Here is a 21585-nt window from a genome sequence, read left to right as displayed (position 1 = left end):
GTTGTAACCTGCGGGCTCCTCCGGCCACAGTGGCAGCGTGACCTCGATCCCGGACGCCTCCCTCATCGCACCGGCGCGCGCGCTCGCGGCGGCGGACGCCCCCCCCGCCGAGGGCCCGCGCGCGGGGAGCCCCGAGGTGACACGTTCGACACTGGAGGCGCTCTACGCCGCCCACGCCCACCAGATCCATCGCTTCCTGTGCGACCTCCTCGGCGATCCCGTGGCCGCGCGCGACGCGACACAGGAGACGTTCGTGCGGGCCTTCCAGCGGCTGCACACCCTCGAGGCCGAAGGGCGCCCCGTGCCCTGGCTCTTCGGGATCGCCCGGCACGTATCGATGGAGGTCAAACGCGCACGCCGGCGGCGCCGGCAGGTGCTTACCGACGACCCTCCCGAGGCCTGGGAGGAGCGCCCCGCGGACGCCTCCTCCGGCTCGCCCGAGGAGGACGTCCTCGGCCGCGAGGCGCTCGGCCTCGTGCAGGGCGCGCTCGGCAAGCTGTCCGAGGATCGCCGCACGGTGCTCTTGCTGCGGCTCGATCACGATCTCTGTTATGAGGATATCGCGCGCACCATGGGGTGGAGCGTGCCCAAGGTGAAGATCGAGATCCACCGCGCCCGGCAGATCCTGCGCGCGGAGCTCGGGGAAGGAGGTGCGCGATGAGCGATTGCCATGCCGAGGCGGTCGAGGCGTTCTTCCGGGGCGAGCTCGACCCGGAGGAGTCCGCGCGCGTGGCCGCGCATGTCGAAGTTTGTCGGAGTTGCAAGGAGGAGATGGCCTGGCTCGAGCGCGAGAAGCGCGTCTTTTCGGCCCGCGGGGCGGCCTTTCCACCGCCTCCCCCGTTCGAGGCGGTGCTGGCTCGGGCGCGCGCGTCCGAAAAGGTCCGCCCGATTGCGAAGGCGCCTCGTTCACGAGCGAAGGCGCGAGGCAGGCAGCACCCCGTTTTCAAATGGGCGGGGCCGGGGTTCGTCCTCGCGGCCGCTGCGGCGCTCCTCGTCCTGCTCGCGTGGCCCCGGGAGGAGGCGCCTCCGCTCACGGCCGAGCCCTCCGCGCCAGCCCACGAAGACGCCCGCGCCGGGGAAACCTGCTATGCGTGCGCGTCCGCGATCGTCCCGAGCGCCGAGCCCGAGCCCGAGTCCGAGGAGCCTTATGGGTGCATGAGCCGATCTTGTGTAACTTGCTCCGAGGACGGGCCACAGGAGGAATGAGGCCGGACGAGGGATCCGGTGGCACGCGCCGCCTCCCGCATTTCCCCGGCCCAGGAGCCCTTGCCATGTCACGCGCGATCCGCTCGCCGTTCGTTTCTCTCAATCGTTCCATGGCCCTCGTCGCCGTCGCGCTCGCCGCGGCATGCAGCCAGGCGCCCGAGAGCATCGGTCCGACCGACGAAACCCCGATACGGCCCGCCGCCGCGCCGGCGGCGCAGGAAGCTGCGCCCGAGGCGGAGGGGTGCCACGGGGACAAACCCGATTGCGACTGCAAGCATGCGGAGGCCGAGGCGCCGTCCGACGTCGTCGAAGAGGTCTCGCTGGGCAAAGCGCCCGTGCGGGGGCCGGAGAGCGCGCCCGTGACGCTCGTGATGTTCGCCGATTTCGAGTGCCCCTTCTGCGCTCGCGCGGAGAAGACGCTGCGCGACCTCGAGCAGGAGTACCCGGGCAAACTGCGCATCGCCTTCAAGCACCACCCGCTCAAGTTCCACGCGCACGCCGCGGACGCGGCCCGCGCCGCGATCGCGGCGCAGGCGCAGGGCAAATTCTGGCCCCTGCACGACGCGCTGCTCGGCGCCCAGGGGACGCTCGATCAGGAGGGAATCGAGCGCGCCGCCGAGACCGCCGGCCTGGACGTCGCGAGGCTGCGCCGCGACATGCGATCGGCGGAGACCGACGCCCAGCTCGCCGCCGACAAGGCGGAGGCTGCGCGGCTCGAGATCAAGGGCACGCCGACGTTCTTCGTCAACGGTCGCCGCATCCCGGGCGCCCTGCCCGTGCAGGACTTCCGCGCGGCCATCGACCGCGCGCTCGTCGGGCGCTGAGCTGAGCCGAACTTCGCGTCCGGATCGACTCGAGGGTGACCTGCTGCTCGCTGTGGCGGGCCGGGGTACCGGCGTCTGGCAAAAGGAAATGGCCCGCTGCCGGTCCCGCGCCGCGGAATCTGGGTCGCTGGTCGACGCCGGTCCTAGCGGATGTCCGCCACCGCCACCCCGAGCCGCTCGGCGTAGAGGCCAAGCGTGCGCTCCCAAGCCGGACGCGCCAGGGCGCGGTCGTAGTAGGCCCTGACCCACGGATAGGGCTCGAGCAGCTCGGTCCTGCGCACCTCGCGAATCCACGTGCGGCTGAGGTTCACCACCCGGGAAGCTGCCCGAGGAGCGCGCTCGTCGCCGGGTCCGCCCTGTCGCCCCTCCCCCACCACGTACGAAGTAGCGAGACCGATGAACGTTTCACCGCGACCGGGAACAGATGGCAAGCGTCCTCTCGGGCAACAATTCTTCGCGATCCGCGAGACCACCGGTCACTCACACGGACAGCCATGAATCTTCGCAACTTCTTATTCAAGACCGCCATCCCGTCCCTCACCCTCGCCCTGCCGGCCCTCGTGGGCTGTGGCGGCTCGGAGCCCGCGGAACCCGGGCAGCCTGGGCAGGAGCTGCTCGCGCCCCCGGAAGCGGGCAAGGGCGTGCAGTTCAAGATGGTCACGAAGCTCGACCCCGGCACCGAGGCCGAGCATTGCATGTTCGTGAAGGCACCCGCGGAGGGGCTTTTCGTCAACCGTGACGAGGTGCGCTACTCGAAGGGGAGCCACCACTTCCTGCTCTTCCAGACGAGCTACGACGACATCCCGACCCAGAAAGAGGACGGGACGGTCGTCGACACGAGCGGCGTATTCGACTGTTCCGACGGTGCGACCGATGGCTGGGAGGTGGAGAAGCTCGTCGCCGGCTCGCAGAACGCCGACGGCGACTCCATGCTGCGCTTCCCCCAGGGCGTGGCCATGAAGGTGCGCCCGGGCGCGGTGCTCCTCATGAACGCGCATTACATCAACGCCTCGATGAACGTCATCGAGCCCGAGGTCCGGGTGAACCTCTACACGATCCCCGAGGCCGAGGTGAAGACGGAGGGCGACATCCTCTTCATCTACAACCCCTTCATCTACGTCGGGGCGCAGGCCGAGGGCCGCGCGCGCATGCGGTGCCCGGTGCACACGGACATCACGATCGCGAACGTGCAATCGCACATGCACGCGCGCGGCGTTGGTTATGCCGCGTCGATCGTCGGGCAGGCGGATCCGTTCTATACGAGCACCCAATGGGAGAACGTGGCCGTCAAGGATTTCGGCGAAGGCCTCCAGGTCAAGGCAGGCGAGTGGTTCGATTACTGGTGTGACTACTCGAACGCAGAGACGAGGGACGTCTTCGAGGGCCCGCGCTCGACGGACGAGATGTGCATGCTCCTCGGCTCGTATTACCCGGCCGATTCGGCGACGGCGCACTGCCGCGCCGAGCCCGACGTCCCCGGCCAGCCGAACTTCATCGGTGCCGAGTGGGTGGGCAATGGCAAGGCGACGTGCGCCGAGTCGTTCGCCTGCGTGCAGCAGGCCATCAGCGCGAGCCAGGAGATAACGCCCTGCGTGACGAGCTCGGACGCCGCGGTCTCGCGGGAGTTCTCCGACGCCTTGCGTTGCTTCCTTAAGAAAGCCGGCCCGGACCAGGATCCGGCGATCGTCTGCAAGACCGAGCTCGACGCCTGCCTCGCGAAATGACCCTCCCCCGCCGGATCACGCTCGCCCGAGCGTGATCCGGCCCCTTCCCTCAATCGAGCGACTTTCAATGATTCGCAACTTCCGCGCGGTCACGTCCGAACGCTAGCGAGCACCTTGCGGTGACCGATCACCGCGCCTTCTCGGCGTCCGCGAGCGCCTTCCATGCGGGCTCGGCCGCGCCTACCGCCGAGCGCGCCCCGGAGCGCACGATGGGCGTGCGGAGCAGCAGTGGATCCTCCAAGAGCAGCTCGGCGAGGCGTGCCTCCGTCGGGGCGCTGTACTGGAGCCCGCGCTCCTTCACGCGTGGACTCTCCGCATCGTAGAGCGCGCGCATGCCGCCCACGGCCCGCGCGACGCTGGCGAGCTCTCCCTTGGAGAGGCCTTTTTCGCGCAGGTCGACGCTCTGCACCTTGATGCCGCGTTCTGCGAAGAACCGCTGCGCCGCACGCGTCGCTTTGCATTTCGTCGTACCGAAAATCTGGATCACAGCAGGGCCACCCTAGCACGGGCGCGCCCGGGACGATCCCGTCGCTTGATGAAGGGTCGACCTCCTGGTAAGGTTTGGTAATTCATGGCACCATCCCCCTCGCTCGCAGCCGTTTTCCTCGAGGTGCTTGGTGGCGCGTCCACACGGACCGAAGCTGCAGCACCAGGGCTCGAAGCGAAGCTCTGCGCGATCCTCGATGCGGCGCATACAGCGCATCCCGACATTCATGTGGCAGGTGAAACCTTCGCCCGTCACCTGGGGGGGCGCCTCTCCTCGACACACGAACCACTCGAGGTCCTCGGAACCCTGAACATCAGTGATCTCTACCTCGCTTGCGCGGCCGCGCACGGCAACGGGGCCGCCATCGCAGCGATCGAGCGCGGCTATTTTTCGTGGCTCCATGCAGCGATGGCGCGCGTCGCCGGGGACAACGACAGCAGCGATCTCATCCAGCTCCTACGTCAGAAGCTGTTTGCTGCAGAGCCCGACGAGCTGCCGAAAATCGGCGAGTATGCCGGAATCGGGTCGCTGGGCGCCTGGCTCCGGGTCACCGCCATGCGCATGGCGCTCAACGCGCGGCGGGGGCGCAAGCGAGAGACCGCACGCGTCAACGCAGACGACCACCTCGAGGGGCTCGCGACCCACGCGTCCCCCGAGATGGACTATCTCAAGTCACGCTACAGGAATGAGTTCAAGTATGCCTTTGAAACGGCGGTCGCAGCGTTGTCAGCGCGCGATCGGAACCTGCTACGTCTCCATTTCATCGATGGCTTGAACATCGATCAGATCGGGGCCATCCACCGGGTCCACCGTTCGACGGTCGCACGGTGGATTGCGCAGGCGCGGGAGTCCATCCTCCTCGAGACACAACGCCTTCTCCGCGAGCGGCTGGGGCTCGACAACGCGGATTTCAACAGTCTGCTCGCCTTGGTCAAGAGTGAGCTCAACCTGAGCATCCACCGGTATCTGACAGACGCCGCGGAGTGATCTCGTCAGGGCTTCGGGCCAGTCGGCTCATGGACACGGGGTCCACCGCGTCTCCAAGGTGTAACTGTCGAGGAAAATCTTGCCGAATTTCGTCTCCGGGCTGCCCTCTGCATTGCGCGCGGCGACGACGCCTCTCACGCGACATCGCGCGGGGAACTTGTCCCCGGTTTTGCGAAAAATCACGTCGACGTTCATGATGGCCCTGACGACCTCGCGGCCCTCGTACTCTTTTCTCCACTTGTCGAGGACGTAGGAGACCCGCACGATCCGAAGGTCACGAAACCAGGAATGAGCCCGCACGAGCTTGTCGATCTCGCGCAAGGTCGCGGGGTCTCCGCTCTCCGATGTCTCGACGTTCGCCGAAAGCTCGGCCTTGAACGCAGCCTCGCTCGGAACCTTGATGGTCACCGTCCCCTCGGCAAAGATCTCGGTGCGTTTCTCGTCCGCGAGCGTGAGCTTCAGCGTGTTGTCGCCCACGTGCAGCATGGGGATGATGCGCTTGTGGAACTCCTCCCAGGTCCGCGCCCAGGGTCGATCGCTCTTCAGGTTGTTCGCCCAGACCCCCGCATAGACGCTCGCCGGCATGCCCATGTGCGTATCGAACGCTTGCGGACCAACCCCGCCTTGAACCGGCGTGATCGAGTCGCCGTGAAGCTCGACACGGCCGAGCGCCCCGAAATCCGCACCCTGGATGATCTCATTGTCGGCACAGGCGGCGGGCTCGCCGTTGACCTCTGCGTACAACACGACGTATTTCGGGGCCTCCTCCCCGTAGGGCCCCCCATAGGCATGGATATACAGCGGGTCTCCAAGCGTCCACGTGTCGATCGCGATCGAGGCGTTGCTGGCGTCCGCCTTCAGCGACTTGTTCGCGAAGAGGATCCGGCGCTGATACGGCGCCGCGACGACAGGAAAGCTCGACTCTTTGGGCTTTTTCGGCTCTTTCGCGGCAGCGGCGGGCTCGGGTTTCGCCGGGTCCTCCTCCGGGGCATTCGCCTCTCGAATGAGCTCAGCGCCACCACGAATGAGGTCAAGGCAACCCGGTAGGCACCCGAGGCTGACAGCGAGGAGAGCGCGCGGCAGGAAACGCGAAAGGGAACGCATCGCCGCCACGGTAGCGGAGCGCTGGCGAAACGCTAGGCTCTTCCGCTTCCGCCGCAGCACGAGCAAGAGCCCAAGGCCGATCCAAGGGGCCCCGTTCGCCGATCCGCTACCGACGACGCAGGCGCCACAGCCACTCTCGCTGGAGGGGTTTTCCCCGGTGTCTCCGCCGGCGCCCGTGGTCGAGCTCGTCTCCATCATCCCGCCGGTCCCGGTCGAGCTGCTACCGCCGCCGCCGCCGCCGGTTCCGGTCGAGCTGCCGCCGCCGCCGCCGCCGCCGCCGCCGGTTCCGGTCGAGCTGCTACCGCCGCCACCGCCGCCGGTTCCGGTCGCGCTCGTGCTCGACGTCGTTGCCTCGATCTCGCATACGCCGGCAAGGCAAACCCCGCTTGCGCAAGGCGTGTCGTCCGGCTTGGGGACCGCCGAGCACACCCCATTGGCCGCATTGCAGAGCCCCACTTCGCACTCGCCCACCGGCGGGCAGACGAGCTCGTTGCCTCCGACGCACATCCCCCCCTCGCACGTGTCCGTTTGCGTGCAGGCATTGCCGTCGTCGCACGCCGTCCCGTTCGGCCCGGGCACGGCAGCGCACAGGCCCGTGCCCGCGTTACAGGCAGCCATTGCGCCGCACTCCGGGGAGAGATTGAGTCCGCTCGTTTGCACGGGCGTGAGTTTATCGAGGATCGTGCCGTCCCCGAGCTCGCCTTCGTTGTTCCACCCCCAGGCCCAGACCGTGCCGTCCGACTTCAGCGCCACCGTGTGCCTGGGGCCCGCTGCCACCGCGGCGAAACCGGTCGGCGCCACCAGTTGCAGTGGCGTAGATCGATTGTTGGTCGTGCCGTCCCCGAGTTGACCGGAATCGTTTCTCCCCCAGGTCCATACCGTGCCGTTCGACCTCACCGCCACGGTATGGTCTTCGCCCCCCACCACGGCGGTCACGTTGTTCAGCCCGATCACTTGCACGGGCGTGTGACGCTCGATGCTCGTGCCGTCGCCGAGCTGGCCGGGACCGTTCCACCCCCAGGCCCAGAGCGTGCCGTCCGACTTCAGCGCGACGCTGTGGAAGACACCGGCCGCCACGGCGGTGACACCGCTCAGCCCGATCACTTGCACGGGTTTGTCTCGGTAGGTGGTCGTGCCGTCGCCGAGACCACCGTGGCTGTTCTCCCCCCAGGCCCAAACCGTGCCGTCCGACTTCAGCGCAACGGTATGGTACCCTCCGCCGACCACTGCGGTCACGTCAATCAGCCCGCCCACTTGCCCGGGCGTGAGTTTATCGATGTTCGTGCCATCGCCGAGCTGGCCGTAGCTGTTCCACCCCCAGGCCCAGACCGTGCCGTCCGACTTCAGCGCAACGGTATGTTGCCGGCCTGTCGCCACCGCGGCGACGCCGCCAAGGCCGCTCACTTGCACGGGTGTGTGACGCTCGGTGGTCGTGCCGTCCCCGAGCTGGCCGAATTGGTTGAACCCCCAGGCCCAGACCGTGCCGTCCGACTTCAGCGCAACGGTGTAAGAGGCGCCCGCCGCCACCGCGATGACGCCGCCAAGGCCGCTCACTTGCACGGCTGTGTGTCGCTCGAGGGTCGTGCCGTCCCCGAGCTGGCCGTTGCCGTTCCACCCCCAGGCCCAGACCGTGCCGTCCGACTTCAGCGCCACCGTGTGATCGAAGCCCACGGCAACGTTCACCGCCGCGCAGCGCGCCGGGTTTCCGTCGCAGGTACCCAGGCTGCCCGCGCCCGCCGTCAATGCCGCCTGCGCCTCGGCCGTTCCCTCCGACGACGGACGCGCGGCCTGCCCGCCCCCGTCGCCTCCTGCGCCCATTCCCGAGGAATCGGCGCCACAGGCCCCCGCGAGCAAAACGAGCGGCCCGAGCCATAGCGCTACATTGAATCGATGATTCTTCACGTGAGGTCCTTCTTGGGAGCTGGCCGCCTTTGCGGCATCGTCGGTTTGTCCACGGAAGCGGGGGAAGATCACTTGCCCGCGATCGTGAGCGAGTTGATCGTCAGCTCGTCGGCCCGGCAGACGCACACCTCCGGCGAACCGGCCGGCGCGACCACCTTGCAGTCGCCCAGCACCGAGGGAGTGATGCAGTCGGTCGAGGTGTTGAAGGTGCCCTGGGGCGCCGAGATCACGAGACCGTTCTGCTCGAGCGGCCCGAGGGTGTCGGCATTGGATGGTTCGAGCTCGCAGCAATGGTCCTCGCAGCAGCCCGCGGCGCCGCAATCGGCGTCCATCGGCTGGTAGGAGCACGTCCCGTCCGCGCACGTGCCTATGGATGAATAGGTGCGGAGCGAGCCATCGGCATTGCAGGCGGGCGGGGGTGGGGCATCACAGGTGATCGACGACGAGGGGTACTTGCACGCGCCCTCCCAGCAGATGCCCTGGCTCTCGTAGTTGAGCACGGAGAACTCATCAGCGCACCCGGCGGGCGGAGGCTCGTTGCAGCTCTGCGTATCGCATCCGCCGCCGGAGCCTCCCGCTCCCGCCGCTCCGCCGCCGGCGCCTCCCGCTCCCGCGGTACCCCCCGATGCAAAAAGACCATCGCTGCTCCCACAGCCGATCACCGGGACGGCCAAGGCCACTGCAAGGTAAAACCAACGCGAATCGTTCATCGTTCGTTTTCTTTCTCCATGCGCAAGGACACGCACGCAGCATCCGGCCCGCATGAGCGCGCGCCATACCCACACCACGCGCACGCAGTGCTTCACGTCGGGAGCGCCACTCCAGATCTGGACAGTCGATGCCTCTCGCGCTGATGGACACCGACCTCGGCAACCTGTCGCAAAAAAATCTCCATCCTCCGTCACCTCCGGCCAACGCAGGCGGACAGATGGCAATTGTTGCGACACCCACCGCGCTGTAGACTCGTCGACGGCTCCCCATGGATTGTATCGACGCAACCACTGTCCTCAGTTTCGTTCGAGGTGTGCTCTCCGAGCAGGAGGCGACACGCGTCGAAGGGCACATCGATCGATGTGCAGAATGCCGGCGCGCTCTGGTGGAGTTCGCGCGCTCGTCCCTGTTCGCGGATGAGGTTGGTGCTGCTCCCACCATCGCTCCCCTCGGCGCGCTGGACAGCCATCATGCACCGATACCGGCTGCACTCCTACCGCGCGGTACGCTCGTCGGACGTTATCTTCTCCTCGATTGCCTCGGCATGGGCGGGATGGGCGTGGTCCACGCGGCCTACGACCCCGAGCTCGATCGCAAAGTTGCGCTCAAGATCTTGCGCCCCGAGGTCATCGAGCAGCTCGGCGTCGAGGGCTCGAGGGTGCGTATCCTCCGGGAGGCTCAGGCCATGGCTCGCCTTTCGCACCCGAACGTCATCACCGTTCATGATTGCGGCACGGTGGGAGAGCACGTCTTCGTCGCCATGGAGCTCCTCGACGGACAGACGCTCACCCAATGGATCCGCGAGCGCCCACGCAAGACACGCGAGGTGCTCGATCGCTTCGTGCTCGCAGGGCGCGGTCTCGCCGCGGCCCACGCGGCTGGGCTGATTCACCGTGATTTCAAGCCCGACAACGTACTTTGTGGGCAAGACGGACGCGTTTGCGTGACCGACTTTGGACTGGCGCGCGCCACGCTGGGTACGACCCCAGGTCAGCAGGAGGAGAGGGACGAGGAAGTTCTCCCTGCTTTGGATGGCGTGCAGCCCACGCGTCTGCTCGCCGCCCACCTGACGCGCAGCGGAGCATTGGTGGGAACACCGGCGTACATGGCGCCCGAACAAGTCGAGGGCGCCTCGGTCGACGCACGCAGCGATCAGTTCAGCTTCTGCGTAGCGCTGTACGAGGCACTCTACGGCGAGCGCCCCTTCACGGGCGATACGTACAAGAGCCTGCTCGCGTCCATTTCGCGTGGCCTTCCACGCGCGGCCCCGAAGAGCCGGCGCATTCCGAAGCGCATTCACCAAGCCCTCCTGCGTGGGTTATCCGCGGAGCCAGCCGAGCGTTTTCCGTCGATGGATGAGCTGCTCTCGACGCTCACCCACGACCCTCGCGCTCGTCTTCGCCGCATCGCGCTCTTCGCGGGCACGGCCCTGGCGCTCGGCGTGAGTGTCCTCTTCGCATTCGTGCGCGAGAAGCCCGCGGCAACGCCCCCCCGCTTGTGCCAGGGCGCCGAACAAAACCTCGCAGGTGTCTGGGATCAGGCACAAAAGCAATCGGTGCGTGACGCCTTCCTCGCCACGCGTGTGTCCTTTGCCAGCGATGCCTGGCAGGGCGTGGAGCGCGCCTTCGACGCCTATACATCGAAGTGGGTCGCGATGCACACGGACGCTTGCGAGGCGACACACATGCGCGGTGAGCAATCCGAGTCCCTGCTCGACCTGCGGATGCAGTGCTTGAAGGACCGGCTCCAGGAGGTCAAAGCGCTCACCACCGAGTTCCAGCGCGCGAACGCGAAGACGGTGGAGAAGGCCGTGGAGGCCGCGGGGAACGTGGCGCCCGTCGAGCTGTGTGCACGCACGGACCTGCTCACAATGCCTGTTCGGCCGCCCAGCGACCCGACGGCGCGCGCCAAGGTGGACGAGCTGCGCGGCCGTCTCGCCGAGGCCAAGGCGCTCACCCGCACAGGCCAGTACAAAGAGAGCCTTGCGCTCACCCGACAAATCACCGAAGAAGCGCGTCTGCTGGGATACCGACCCCTCGAGGCCGAGGCGCTTCTCGAACGCGGCATTCTCGAGCAGGACGTCGAGGTGAAGGCATCCGCGCAAACGTTGACCGAGGCCGCCCTGGCCGCGGAAGCAGGCCGACATGACCGGGTGGCTGCGCGTGCCCAGATGGAGCTCTTCTATGTCATCGGAGGCCAGCAAGCGCGTTTCGATGAGGCGATGGGCATCCATCGCGCCGCGCGGGCAGCGCTGGAGCGAATCGGTGGAGATAAGGCGTTCGAGACGGATCTGCTCATGTACGAAGGATATACCTTGAGGCAGCAGGGCGACATGATGCAGGCCGTTGACAGGTACAAGCGTGTCCTCGAGCTACGGCTCGAGTTGCTCGGACCAGACAACATCAACGTGGCCAGGGTGCATGCAGAATTGGCCACCACGTATCTGAACCAGGGGATACGGTTCGATGAGGCCCACCATGCCCTTCAACGGGCACTCGATATTTATGTCAAGGACCTCGGCCCGACGCACCCCCGGACCGCAGGGATGCGGCGTCGGATCGCGGTAGCACTCTTTGGGAAGTGTCGATACGCGGAGGCCATCACATTACTTCAAAACGCGCTTCCGCTCATCGATCAGTCGTACGGGCAATACAACCGCGATACTGCCCAAACCCTGTACGTCATCGGACTTGCACTCTTCGAGCAAGGAAAGGCGGAGGAGTCGATTTCTTACGTGAATCGTGCCCTGGACATCTGGCGGAAGACGCACGATGACCATAGCACAGCGATCGCGGACGCCACCGAGGTTCTTGGTCATGCGCACGTTTATACAGGTCAACTGGAAAAAGCGCGGGGGTATTGCCAGAGGGCCCACTCGATCATGGAAGCGAAAATGGGTAAGGAGAGCGCTCGGCTGGCCTTGGCGACACTTTGTCTGGCCAAAGTCGATACAGAGGAGAAGCTGTATACGTCCGCGGCTGCTCGCTTCGAACGTTCCATCCAGCTGTATAAGAAAGCATCCGCGGTCGAATCTCAGAACGACGCCATCGTTCGCCTCGACTGGGGAGACATGCTGCTCCGCGCCGACAAGCCTTTGCAAGCGCTCCCGCATTTCCAGCGTGCGCTCGGCATTATGGAGAAAGTCGGTGGTCCTGAACACTCATCCCTTGCCGAGGTGCTAACTCCGATAGGGAAAGCCCTCCTCGCGCTGCACCGCCCCCAAGAGGCACTTGCGCCGCTCGAACGCGCGCTCGCTCTCTGCGAGGCGCCGACCTGGGAAGGTCGTCCCGAGGTTCTCGCCAACGCGCGTTTTTTTCTTGCGCGGGCCTTGTGGGAGGGCAAAGGCGATCGCGATCGCGCCCTCACGCTCGCGAACGCGGCGAAGGGGGCCTTCGCCCGCTCCACGAAAGCAAACATCCCCGAAGCTGCCGAGCTCAATCGATGGCTCGCGACGCGACCGAGGCATTGAAGTGGCTGGGATGATCGGAAGGGAGTCTGACCATGGCAGTCCGCAAAGTAGAACGATACGGGGAAACCCGTCTGTCAAGAGCTTCGCGGAGCTCGTCGCCGAGTGCCGCGAGACCTTCATGGTGGCCGAGCTGAAGGTCACGAGTCGAAGGGGCTACGAGTCGGTCCTCCGGAACACCTTGCTCCCGAGTTCGGCGAGCTCCCCCTGGACAAGGTCGATGGGAAGGCCGCTGCGGATCTGGACCTCGACCTGTCCCGGCAGAAATTGACCCGCTCGACGCGCAACAACACGCAGATCGTCCTCCGGCCGGTGCTCCGATTCGCCAAGAGCCGCGGATACGTGGAGGATCGGCCGGTGAACCTGCCGAAGCTCGAGCCCATCGGGCAGAGCATCCTCGAGATCCCCTCGGACGATCAGGTCCCATCGTGAGGAAGGGACCGCGGGAGGCGCACGTCGCTCTGAACGACCACGGCAAGCCGTGGGGCCAGTTCGGGATCGATCAGGCGTTCGAGCGCGTCTGCCGTCGGGCGGGCCTAAACGGGTGGTCGGTGTACTGTCTCCGACACCACGCGTTCACCTCGTGGCTCCGCGTAGGCATCCCTGTCCACGTTGTCCAGCGGATGGCAGGTCACAAGCACCTGGCGACCACCCAGAGGTACGTGCACTTCATCCACAGTGAGGCCACGGCGAGGCCATGAGGAGGCTGGGCAGTTTGCCCAAAAGATCGATGCTGGGGGTCACACAATTCTATTTGTGCCGCACGTTCCGCAGCCTCGCTCGCACGCTCCCGATGGTGGCGACCATAAGAAACCCTACATTCACCAGCTCTGAGCGCCCGCGACCTGCCGTGTCGTGACATTCACGCGGTTGAACATGTTGATGAGCCCGATGTAGAGGACGAGCTGGGCCAACGCTTGTTCGTCGAAGTGGCGGGCGGCCTCGTTCCAGACGTCGTCGGGGACGGCGTCGGCGCGGTCGGCGAGGCGGGTCTCGGCTTCGGCCAGCGCGAGTGCCGCGCGCTCGGCTTCCGTGAAATAGGGGGCATCCCGCCAGCCGGCGAGCACGAGTAGGCGATCGTCCGGCTCGGCCCCCTTCTTCTCCTGACGGGCATGCATGTCGAGGCACACGGCGCAGCCGTTGATCTGGCTGATGCGCGCGTGGACCAGGCCGAGTGTTCGCGGCGGTATCTTGCCGTTCTGCAGACTTTTCACGAGCGTCATGATGGGCTGCATCGCCTCCGGAACGAGCGTCGCCGGGTTCTTCAGTCGTGCTTGCATGACAAATCTCTCCTTCTGGTCACATCCGGGCCCGCTCGCCCGTCACTGATGTGACGAATCGCAGAACGAGGACGTGACGGTGACGAACGAAAAAAATCTCATCGGCCTTTTCGAGGAGAGCCGGTCGCATCTCCGCGCGGTGGCGTATCGCATGCTGGGATCGCGGAGCGAGGCCGATGACGCGGTTCAGGAGACGTGGCTTCGGCTGTCACGAGCAGAGACAAGCGAGGTCGAAAACCTTCGCGGTTGGCTTACGACCGTCGTCGCGCGGGTGTGTCTCGACATGTTGCGCTCGCGGAAGGCCCGGGCGGAAGATGGCGACGTCGTGCCGGAGGAGGCGACCTCGAATGCGGAGGATGAGGCCGTGCTGGCCGATTCGGTCAGCATCGCCTTGCTCGTGGTCCTCGAGACGCTCGAGCCCGTGGAGCGGCTCGCGTTCGTGCTTCACGATTTGTTCGGCGTGTCGTTCGAGCAGATCGCGCCGATCGTCGGACGTTCGGAGGTCGCCGCGAGGCAGCTCGCGAGCCGGGCGCGGCGGCGCGTGCGTGGCGCGCCCGAACGCGATGAGGCCGAGCTTGCGCGACAGCACGATATCGTCAAGGCGCTTCTTGGCGCGCTTCGAGCGGGCGACGTCGAGGCCGTCGTCGCCGTTCTCGATCCGAACGTCGTCGTCCACGGGGGCGGTGCGGGCGGTCGGGCGCGCGAGATCCGAAGCGTGCGAAACTTGGCCAGGTCGGCTATCGGGTTCGCGAGGACGGCGCATGCATTCGACACCGCCGAACCCGCGCTCGTCGACGGCACCGTCGGCGCAATCTACGCGCCCGGCGGCCGGCTGTCACGCGCGCTTCGGTTGACGTTCGGCGAGGGGGTCATCACGCGCATCGACGTCATCGACGACGAAGACGGGCTGAAAACGCTCGAGATCACGACACTCGGCTGACGCGGCTGTCGCGGACGTGATCTCGTCCGCCCCTCCCCCTCAAATCCGTTACGAGCCCTCTGCAAGATCTCCGAACCAGGCTCCGCTGACTGCCCACCCGATGGGACACCCCGGCGCGGCGAAACTCGCGCTCTCTCGTAGCGTTTCCGAACGTGTTGGTGCGGGCTGCCTCGATGTAGCCGACGAGCGGCTCAAGACCTGGGGTCAAGCACTCGCGGAGGAGCGGGTCTTGCGGAGATCCCGATCGCCAGGGAGCTCGCCCGGCTCCTCGCCCCCATCGTGAAGAAGGGACCGCGGGAGGCGCACGTCGCCCTGAACGACCACGGCAAGCCGTGGGGCCAGTTCGGGATCGACCAAGCGTTCGAGCACGTCTGCCGTCGGGCGGGCCTAAGCGGGTGGTCGGTGTACTGTATCCGACACGACGCGATCACCTCGTGGCTCTGCGCTTGCAGCCCTGTCCACGTTGTCCAGCGGATGGCAGGTCACAAGCACCTGGCGACCACCCAGAAGTACGTGCACTTCCCTGGCAGTCTGACGGGCGCTCAACCTCGCGGTGTGTAACCACGCGGAATCAAACAATAAACGCCTGGATCCGCCTTCGAGATTCGAACGCGAGACCTACGATGTACGAAACCCTTTCCCGCGGTCTCGAGGGCCCCTCGCGAAGTCACGAGAACGACTGCAAAATGAGCGTCGTTCCGGGCACTCTCGCGCATGCGAGGGGGTTCTTGGAGGTGGACAGGAGAGACAGGATGAGACAGGGCGGGAACGAGTTCGTGGTAACGCTCTGGTAACGGGGGGGGGGCGCGCCCGGTGTCACGGCTGCACGATGGACTGCTCGAACGCGGCCGTGTCGCTCTCGTGCTGCCACTGGATTCGCGCCTTGTCGTTCGCCCCGAGGAAGGCCTCGCACCCGGCGGACGGAGTCATCCACGGGACGTCGGCCGCGCATTCATCATCGCGCGTGGTGAAGTCGTCGCGCGTCTTCCAGAGGCTCTTGCCCGCGCGCACGTACTCGTCGGTGATCTCGATCCGAAGGATGCCCTGGTCGTCGGTCGACGGCGCCACGGGCACGTTCTTCAGCACGTCGCGCGTGCGAATGAGAGGGCCCACGCGTGCTCGCCCGGAACGTCCATGCTTTCGCGCTCGACGCAGCGGTCGTAGCATCGGTCCTTGGCATCGAAAGTGACGAGAGGACGCGTTCGCTCATCGCTGCGGCTCCGCCCGCAGCCCGGCTTGGACCCAAAAGGGCGTCGTACGAAGGATGGGCAGCACGCGCCCGTCGAGGCGACGGCGGCGGCTGCTGCGATGTCGATCCGCTCGCATCCCCCTTCCCACGCGGACGCCTCCAGTGCGCCCGTGATGGGCGCTCCCAAGCAAGAACGCGCTCTCCGAGGCCGGCCGCGTCTGGGCGAACGCGGGTTCGTCGGCCGAGGCGCCGATCTCGCCCGCGTCGGGCAGCTCATCGCCGAAGGGGCGCCGCTCGTCACGCTCACCGGCACCGCGGGGATCGGCAAGACCGCGCTCGCGGCGCGTCTGGCTGCCATGCTCGAGGACCCCTCGCAGGACGAGCCGCTGCGGGTCGGCTTCTGCGACCTCGAAGGTGCGCGCGGGGCCGCCGGAATCCGTGCCGCCGTCGCGCGCGCGATCGGCGTGCCCGACCCCGAAGGGGCTTTCGAGCACGAATGGATGGAGCGGATGGTCCGCTCGCTTGCGGCGTTCGGGCCTGCGCTCCTGGTGCTCGACCATTTCGAGCACGTCGTCGAGCACGCGGACGCGACGGTGGGCGCGTGGCTCGCGTGCGTCCCCGAGCTCCAGCTCCTGGTGACGAGCCGCGAGCGACTGCGCATCCCGGGTGAGGTCGTGCACGACCTCGCCCCGCTGTCGCTGCCCGAGCGGAACGACCTCGCCGGCAGCGAAGCAGTCGAGTTATGGATCGCACGCGTCCGCGAGGTCTACCCTTCGTACGACCCGACGCCGGCCGACGCGCCCGTCGTGGTGCGCCTCGTGCGTGAGCTCGACGGACTACCGCTCGCCATCGAGCTCGCGGCCGCGCGCTTCGGCACGCTCACGCCGGCCGAGCTGCTCGAGCGTCTCGAGCGGCGCATCGACGTCCTCGGGCGACGCGGCAAGGCTGGCGGCCGCCAGTCGACCCTGCGCGACGCGATCGACTGGTCGTGGGGGCTCCTTCCGCCCTGGGAGCAGGAAGCCTTCGCGCAGTGCGCGGTCTTCCACGGCCGCATCAGCGTCGACGCCGCCGAAGCGGTACTCGATCCAGGCGGGGATGACGCGCTCGAGGCCCTTCAGGGGCTGCGCGACAAGTCGCTCCTGAGTCATGCGCGGTACGACGACCACAAATGCGAGACGGGGCTCACGATGTACCTGAGCGTACGCAAGTACGCCGAGGAGAAGCTCGCGGCATCGGAGGGACGGACCGCGGTGTTCGAACGCCACACGCGCTACTTCCTCGCGTACGCCGAGCGCTGTGCCGCGCTCACGCGCATCGACCCGAGCGCCGCCGCGCGGCGGCTGCTCGTCGAGCGCGAGAACCTGCTCGCGGTCGTGCGCCGAGGCCTCTCGTCGAGCTCTCCGAAGGATGTGGAGGCTGCGCTCCGGATCCTCGTGGCGCTGGAGGAGCCGCGCTGGCACGACGGTTCCCCTTCTGCGCACCTCCTCTGGCTGGACGAAGCGCTCGCACACCCCTCGGTGGCCGAGGTGGATCCACGCGTCCGCGGCCATGCGCTGATCGCCCGCGGGCGCGTGGCCTGGCGCGTCGCGAGGCTCGACGTGAGCGAGCGCGATTTCGACGAGGCGGTGGCGCTCGCCGTGCGCGCGAAGGATGCGTCGCTCGAGTCGTTGGCTCGGCGCTTCCTTGCGCTCGTCCTGCTCCTGCGCGGGCGCTTCGACGAGAGCCGCGGCGCCGCCGACCACGCGCTACGCCTTGCGATCGACGTCGGCGACCGCCGCCTCGAGGGCCTCGCGTACGCGATGCTCGGATTCGTCGCCCGCCTGCGCGGAGAGCAGCCGCGCGCGCGGCGACGGGTCGAGCAGGCACTCGAACGCTTCCGCGACGTGGGCGAAGCCCCCTTCGAGCTGAGCATGCGTCTCGAGCTCATGTACGTGCACCTCGATGCCGGGGAGCTCGAAGCCGCGCGTGCGTACGCCGAGCAGGCGCTCGCCCACTCCCAAGCGCTCGGCCTTGCGCCGCCCCCGCGCTTGCTGCTCGGCTTGGGGCACGCCGCGCTCGAGGCGGGCGATCCGAGCGAGGCATCGCTTCGATACCGCGATGCCCGGGACGTGGCTCGCGCCGCCGGCGAGCACACGCTGGAGGTGGCCGCGATAGCGTGCGGAGCGGTCACGCTCTTCGAGCAGGGGCGCCCTCTCGAGGCGCGGCTCGAGCTGCGCGAAGCGCTCCCGCGGGTGCGCACGCTCGGCCGCCATGTCTACTCGGGGCTCGTCACGGTCGTCTCGAGCGTGCTCGAGGCCGCGGTCGGCCACATCGACGAGGCGCGCGAGCTGCTCGCGGCAGCCGAGCGCGATCTCGACGCCGGTGCCGATACGCACCTGCCAGCGCTCGAGATCTGCAAAGGCTTCCTCGATCTGGCCGAGGCCCAACGTGCTCGAACGAACGGCGACGGCGGGGCCGCCGCCGAGCTCGAAGGCGGCGCCCAGCGACGGCTCGGCGCCGTGCTCGCGACCGCGAACGGCGCGGGCTCTCGGTGGGTCACCGAGTTGCGCGTCCTTGCGCGCCTCCTCGGCAGCGCGCTCGCGACACACGCCTCCCCGGCCCCCGCGGCGCCCCGCGTGCTGCGGCTCGATGCCACCGGCCGCTGGTTCGAGCCGCCGAGCGGTCCACGCGTCGCGTGTGCAAACCGGCCGGTGATGCGGCGCCTCCTCGTCGCGCTCGCGCAGGCCCACCTCGCCGCGCCGGCTCGCCCGTTCTCGTTCGAGGAGCTGATCGAGATCGGCTGGCCCGGCGAGCGGATCCTGGCGGACGCCGCACGCAACCGCCTCCACGTCATGCTGACCCGCATGCGCGATCTTGGGCTGCGCGAGGTCCTTCTCGGGAACGACCTCGGCTACTTCTTCTCCCCCGATCTCTCGATCGATTTCTGCTGAACCGCCTCGGAAGCACGATTCTCGGGAGGCACGCGGCTCGGATGTAAGCGGCATGTAAGCGCCCGTGACCGCACGGTGGAAGCGAGCTCGCGCTCGCCGAACCCAGGAGGACCATGAAGACACGCTCGGGCCTCGTCGCCCTCATCGCGCTGGCGTCCGCCGCTGGCTGCATGATCAACACCCCTCCCAGCCTGCGCGGAGGCGCGTTCGCCCAGTTTCGCGCGCGCTCTCCCCTCGCGAACGACGAACACATCGTCTTCGCCCCGTCCGAGAACGCGTCCATCCTCGGCCGTGTCCTGCTCGCGCCTTACGTCACGACCCGGCCGCTCGCCGACCAGCTCGCGCCCAACCCGTGCGCGGACGCTCTCGTCGACGTCGAGCCGCGGCCGGTCCCAGGTGACGTCATCGAAGACGCGGAGCTCCTCTCCCCGGACGCCGCGCGCGCGGCCGGAGCTCCGGGCGCGTCGCACGTCCACTACCACTTCGACGTGCGCGCGCGCGTCGAGAAGGCCGCGACGAAGGCCTACACGGAGTGTTGTCAGAGGGCCTCGTGCGGCGTTGGCTATGTTCGCTCGGCGACGCTCGGCGAAGGGGAAATCGCGCTCGCGAAGCCGACCGCGCCCGGCGGCAATGCGGACGTCGCGTTCGACGAGGGCCCCCATCCGCTCGAGCTCACACACATCGACCGGCGCCATGTACGCGGGTTTGTCGCGTTCGCGCTCGGCGGACAGGACGCGGCGCCTCCTCTCGCGGCCGAGGCGGAACCCGAGTCCCCGGGAAGGGCGACGTACGATGCGGAGCGCATCGAGGTCCGCGAGTCGAGCGAGAATCGAGACCAGTTCGAGCTCTGCACGAAAAAGAGCTGCATCACGGAGAACGAGTTCGTGCGCCGTTACGCGAGGCGAACTGGCTCCCACGAGCTCGACGATTACGTGCGCGATCGTGCGCCGCAGATGCGCGCGACCGGCGTGGTCCTCGGGAGCCTCGGCGTCCTGGCTGCTGCGGTGGGTGTGGTGATCCTCGCCACCGACAATCCCGCGGTGCCCGATCGACGCATACCCGCCGTCGGAGGGGTCATGCTGGGCATCTCGGTCCCGTCGCTGGCGGCGGGGATCGGGCTCCTCGGCGCGCCCTACGACGGATGGAAGTACGACCACTACCTCACGAAGAGCGAGGCGAGGCGCTTCGTGGAGCGGTACAACCGCGCGCTGCGGAGCGAGGGTGCAGCGCGCGGCGCATCGAACCACGAATGACGCCGCGCACGATGCAATCGTGTCCCCTCAAGGTGATAGAAACGTGAGCGAGTATGCGTAATCGGTGCACTCGTTCACGCCGGGCTGATCGACGTAGACCAGATAGCTCGTCAGCGTGCTCCCGCCTGCGGTGCATTCGAGGTGCATCAGCACGTCAGCGCCCTGGTTGCAGCAGGCTTCCATGCCGTCCAGCGAGTAGTATTGCCCGTCCTGGCACTCGAGGATGTCCGGGATCTCCTTGGCGGCGCAGCGCGGGATGATGCAAAACCACGTCGTGGGTTTGGTCGCATAGGCCTTGAGCCACGGCTTGGCTGGGCCGGCGCAGACGTCAATCCCGTTCGGGTACGAGTAAATGTCGATGTCGGTCTCGCCATCGAGCACGCCGGCGCGTGTGTCTTCCGTGACCGGGCTGCAGCTTATGTCGGCCGCAATCTTGGTCGCCGTGTCTTTGGTATCGTTCGGCTCGGGGTTCAGGTCGTCGTTGCAGACGGGCCCCCCGCCCGAACCCCCCGAACCCCCCGCGCCCGAACCTCCCGCGCCTCCCGCGCCCGCACCTCCCGCGCCGGAGCCGCCCGCGCCACCGGTGCCGGAGGACGACGACGAGCCGCCTCCGCCGCCGCCGGCCCCATTGCCTTCGCACGTCCCCACCTTGGCCTCATCGCCGCTCGTGGGCGCGCCGAACGTCGACACCTCGGCGGCCATCGCGAGGCTCGTGGTGCCGAGCGCGAGGTCCGCCGTGAACTTGGGGATCTCGAACGTCTTCGTGCCGACGAAGGGCACCTCGATCTCGATGCTCGGCTGGATGATGAGCGACCCGCCGCGCACGACGTCGCCTTGGTAGGCCACGTCGGTCCCGTCGATCGCGGCGCAGGTGCCGGTGAAGCCGATCTCGACGAAGCTACCTTCCTCGACCTCGAGGACGAGCGAGCCCGGGATGCTTCCGGGCAGCGGGATCTTGGGCAGTCGCACCGGTGGGATCAGCGCCTGCGTCGTGATGCCCGTCCCGATCGAGAACGGGTCGAAAGCCGTGCTCCCTTCAAAGGTGATCTCGACGTTCTCGAGGCCGGGGATCGGGCCGTCGTAGGAAGGCAGATTGTCGATATCGACCTTGAGCGTGCCCACCATCGAAAAACCACCGGACAGCGCGACCTTGCCGCTGCCCGGCATGCCCGTGAGCTTGGGCTCACTCTTCGATCCGCTTGGCGCCGCCTTGGCGTCCACCGTCGCCGCGCCCTTTGCGGAGAGGTCGAACGACGCCTGCACGGGCGAGCCGCTCGGCTGCAGACCCGTGGAGTATGCGAATCCGGGGAGGAGGTCGGCTTCTCCGTGCAGGGGCAACGCGACGACCTCCGACACAGCCGACGCGGGGTCGTCGTCGCCGCCACAGGCGCCGATCAAAGCGAGGAAACTGCCGGCGACGAGGAATAAGCTCTTGCGGACCGTCATGTCTGTCTCCGTTGGGTTGAAGGGGCGGAGCGCGCGTCGGCGACGGTGGATACCCGCAGCCGATGTTGCTCGCGATCCGGTCGGCTCAGACCTGACCCGAAGGCGGCTGCGAAGGAACTTACATGCGGCTTACATC

General features: G+C 67.5%; 19 protein-coding genes. 12 read left to right on the top strand and 7 right to left on the bottom strand.

Annotated features, from left to right (window positions below):
- Positions 1 to 37: 37 nt before the first annotated feature.
- The 3 genes from KEG38_RS35665 to KEG38_RS35655 all read left to right on the top strand — a co-directional run bounded on the left by KEG38_RS35665 (position 38) and on the right by KEG38_RS35655 (position 2030).
- Entirely contained in the window at positions 38 to 661 is a 624-nt protein-coding gene (locus tag KEG38_RS35665; RefSeq protein ID WP_272424851.1) for an RNA polymerase sigma factor, read from the top strand.
- Positions 658 to 1206, top strand: a complete 549-nt coding sequence (locus KEG38_RS35660; protein ID WP_272424850.1) for a zf-HC2 domain-containing protein — start codon at positions 658 to 660, stop codon at positions 1204 to 1206. Before KEG38_RS35665 ends, KEG38_RS35660 begins: the two co-directional genes overlap by 4 nt.
- Before the next feature lie 65 nt (positions 1207 to 1271).
- Positions 1272 to 2030 carry a DsbA family protein gene (locus KEG38_RS35655; RefSeq protein ID WP_272424849.1) on the top strand — a complete coding sequence of 253 codons (759 nt, stop codon included), beginning with the start codon at positions 1272 to 1274 and terminating at the stop codon, positions 2028 to 2030.
- Positions 2031 to 2173: 143 nt separating this feature from the next.
- Here the strand turns inward: KEG38_RS35655 and KEG38_RS35650 are convergent, their stop codons facing one another.
- Positions 2174 to 2404: a hypothetical protein gene (locus KEG38_RS35650; RefSeq protein WP_272424848.1), complete on the bottom strand. Its 231-nt coding sequence runs from the start codon at positions 2402 to 2404 to the stop codon at positions 2174 to 2176.
- A gap of 120 nt (positions 2405 to 2524) precedes the next feature.
- Here KEG38_RS35650 and KEG38_RS35645 point away from each other — a divergent pair, with 120 nt between their 5' ends.
- Positions 2525 to 3754, top strand: coding sequence for a monooxygenase (locus tag KEG38_RS35645; protein ID WP_272424847.1), 1230 nt, complete (start codon positions 2525 to 2527; stop codon positions 3752 to 3754).
- 127 nt (positions 3755 to 3881) lie between these two features.
- Here KEG38_RS35645 and KEG38_RS35640 read toward each other — a convergent pair whose 3' ends face one another.
- Positions 3882 to 4241: an arsenate reductase family protein gene (locus KEG38_RS35640; protein WP_271918323.1), complete on the bottom strand. Its 360-nt coding sequence runs from the start codon at positions 4239 to 4241 to the stop codon at positions 3882 to 3884.
- A gap of 84 nt (positions 4242 to 4325) precedes the next feature.
- Here KEG38_RS35640 and KEG38_RS35635 point away from each other — a divergent pair, with 84 nt between their 5' ends.
- Positions 4326 to 5228, top strand: a complete 903-nt coding sequence (locus tag KEG38_RS35635) for a sigma-70 family RNA polymerase sigma factor (protein WP_272424845.1) — start codon at positions 4326 to 4328, stop codon at positions 5226 to 5228.
- 27 nt (positions 5229 to 5255) lie between these two features.
- On the opposite strand, the gene KEG38_RS35630 is transcribed toward KEG38_RS35635, so the two are convergent.
- Positions 5256 to 8234, bottom strand: coding sequence for an RCC1 domain-containing protein (locus KEG38_RS35630; protein WP_272424844.1), 2979 nt, complete (start codon positions 8232 to 8234; stop codon positions 5256 to 5258).
- Between the two features lie 68 nt (positions 8235 to 8302).
- Positions 8303 to 8944, bottom strand: coding sequence for a hypothetical protein (locus tag KEG38_RS35625; protein ID WP_272424842.1), 642 nt, complete (start codon positions 8942 to 8944; stop codon positions 8303 to 8305).
- Positions 8945 to 9213: 269 nt separating this feature from the next.
- On the opposite strand from KEG38_RS35625, the gene KEG38_RS35620 reads away from it, so the two are divergent.
- From KEG38_RS35620 to KEG38_RS56160, 3 genes are all read left to right on the top strand, one after another.
- Complete coding sequence (locus tag KEG38_RS35620) at positions 9214 to 12414, top strand: tetratricopeptide repeat protein (protein WP_308216893.1); 3201 nt, start codon at positions 9214 to 9216, stop codon at positions 12412 to 12414.
- Between the two features lie 264 nt (positions 12415 to 12678).
- A complete protein-coding gene (locus tag KEG38_RS35615) occupies positions 12679 to 12843 on the top strand; it encodes a hypothetical protein (protein WP_272424841.1) in 165 nt (54 codons plus the stop codon).
- Entirely contained in the window at positions 12840 to 13112 is a 273-nt protein-coding gene (locus KEG38_RS56160) for a tyrosine-type recombinase/integrase (RefSeq protein WP_372518212.1), read from the top strand. The genes KEG38_RS35615 and KEG38_RS56160 overlap by 4 nt, the downstream gene beginning before the upstream one ends.
- Before the next feature lie 120 nt (positions 13113 to 13232).
- Here KEG38_RS56160 and KEG38_RS35610 read toward each other — a convergent pair whose 3' ends face one another.
- Entirely contained in the window at positions 13233 to 13691 is a 459-nt protein-coding gene (locus tag KEG38_RS35610) for a carboxymuconolactone decarboxylase family protein (protein ID WP_272424840.1), read from the bottom strand.
- 79 nt (positions 13692 to 13770) lie between these two features.
- Here KEG38_RS35610 and KEG38_RS35605 point away from each other — a divergent pair, with 79 nt between their 5' ends.
- Positions 13771 to 14631: a sigma-70 family RNA polymerase sigma factor gene (locus tag KEG38_RS35605; protein ID WP_272424838.1), complete on the top strand. Its 861-nt coding sequence runs from the start codon at positions 13771 to 13773 to the stop codon at positions 14629 to 14631.
- Positions 14632 to 14796: 165 nt separating this feature from the next.
- Positions 14797 to 15192 carry a tyrosine-type recombinase/integrase gene (locus tag KEG38_RS56155; protein WP_372518213.1) on the top strand — a complete coding sequence of 132 codons (396 nt, stop codon included), beginning with the start codon at positions 14797 to 14799 and terminating at the stop codon, positions 15190 to 15192.
- Positions 15193 to 15447: 255 nt separating this feature from the next.
- Here KEG38_RS56155 and KEG38_RS35600 read toward each other — a convergent pair whose 3' ends face one another.
- Positions 15448 to 15744 (bottom strand): hypothetical protein, encoded by a 297-nt coding sequence (locus KEG38_RS35600; RefSeq protein WP_272424836.1) that lies wholly within the window; start codon positions 15742 to 15744, stop codon positions 15448 to 15450.
- A 249-nt stretch (positions 15745 to 15993) separates the two neighbouring features.
- Here KEG38_RS35600 and KEG38_RS35595 point away from each other — a divergent pair, with 249 nt between their 5' ends.
- Both KEG38_RS35595 and KEG38_RS35590 read left to right on the top strand, forming a co-directional pair.
- Positions 15994 to 18750 (top strand): ATP-binding protein, encoded by a 2757-nt coding sequence (locus KEG38_RS35595; protein WP_272424834.1) that lies wholly within the window; start codon positions 15994 to 15996, stop codon positions 18748 to 18750.
- A 113-nt stretch (positions 18751 to 18863) separates the two neighbouring features.
- A complete protein-coding gene (locus KEG38_RS35590) occupies positions 18864 to 20003 on the top strand; it encodes a hypothetical protein (protein WP_272424832.1) in 1140 nt (379 codons plus the stop codon).
- A 27-nt stretch (positions 20004 to 20030) separates the two neighbouring features.
- On the opposite strand, the gene KEG38_RS35585 is transcribed toward KEG38_RS35590, so the two are convergent.
- Entirely contained in the window at positions 20031 to 21449 is a 1419-nt protein-coding gene (locus tag KEG38_RS35585; protein WP_272424829.1) for a hypothetical protein, read from the bottom strand.
- Between the last annotated feature and the right edge of the window lie 136 nt (positions 21450 to 21585).

The organism is Polyangium jinanense (genome assembly GCF_028435265.1).
Classification (GTDB): Bacteria; Myxococcota_A; Polyangia; order Polyangiales; family Polyangiaceae; genus Polyangium; species Polyangium jinanense.
This window is presented reverse-complemented; position numbering and strand designations above follow the sequence as displayed.

Coding starts and splice junctions, on each gene's coding strand:
- KEG38_RS35610 (WP_272424840.1), bottom strand. CDS start 13,691: ATGCAAGCACGACTGAAGAACCCGGCGACGCTCGTTCCGGAGGCGATG.
- KEG38_RS35635 (WP_272424845.1), top strand. CDS start 4,326: ATGGCACCATCCCCCTCGCTCGCAGCCGTTTTCCTCGAGGTGCTTGGT.
- KEG38_RS35625 (WP_272424842.1), bottom strand. CDS start 8,944: ATGAACGATTCGCGTTGGTTTTACCTTGCAGTGGCCTTGGCCGTCCCG.
- KEG38_RS35655 (WP_272424849.1), top strand. CDS start 1,272: ATGTCACGCGCGATCCGCTCGCCGTTCGTTTCTCTCAATCGTTCCATG.
- KEG38_RS35595 (WP_272424834.1), top strand. CDS start 15,994: ATGGGCGCTCCCAAGCAAGAACGCGCTCTCCGAGGCCGGCCGCGTCTG.
- KEG38_RS35590 (WP_272424832.1), top strand. CDS start 18,864: ATGAAGACACGCTCGGGCCTCGTCGCCCTCATCGCGCTGGCGTCCGCC.
- KEG38_RS35620 (WP_308216893.1), top strand. CDS start 9,214: ATGGATTGTATCGACGCAACCACTGTCCTCAGTTTCGTTCGAGGTGTG.
- KEG38_RS35585 (WP_272424829.1), bottom strand. CDS start 21,449: ATGACGGTCCGCAAGAGCTTATTCCTCGTCGCCGGCAGTTTCCTCGCT.
- KEG38_RS35660 (WP_272424850.1), top strand. CDS start 658: ATGAGCGATTGCCATGCCGAGGCGGTCGAGGCGTTCTTCCGGGGCGAG.
- KEG38_RS35645 (WP_272424847.1), top strand. CDS start 2,525: ATGAATCTTCGCAACTTCTTATTCAAGACCGCCATCCCGTCCCTCACC.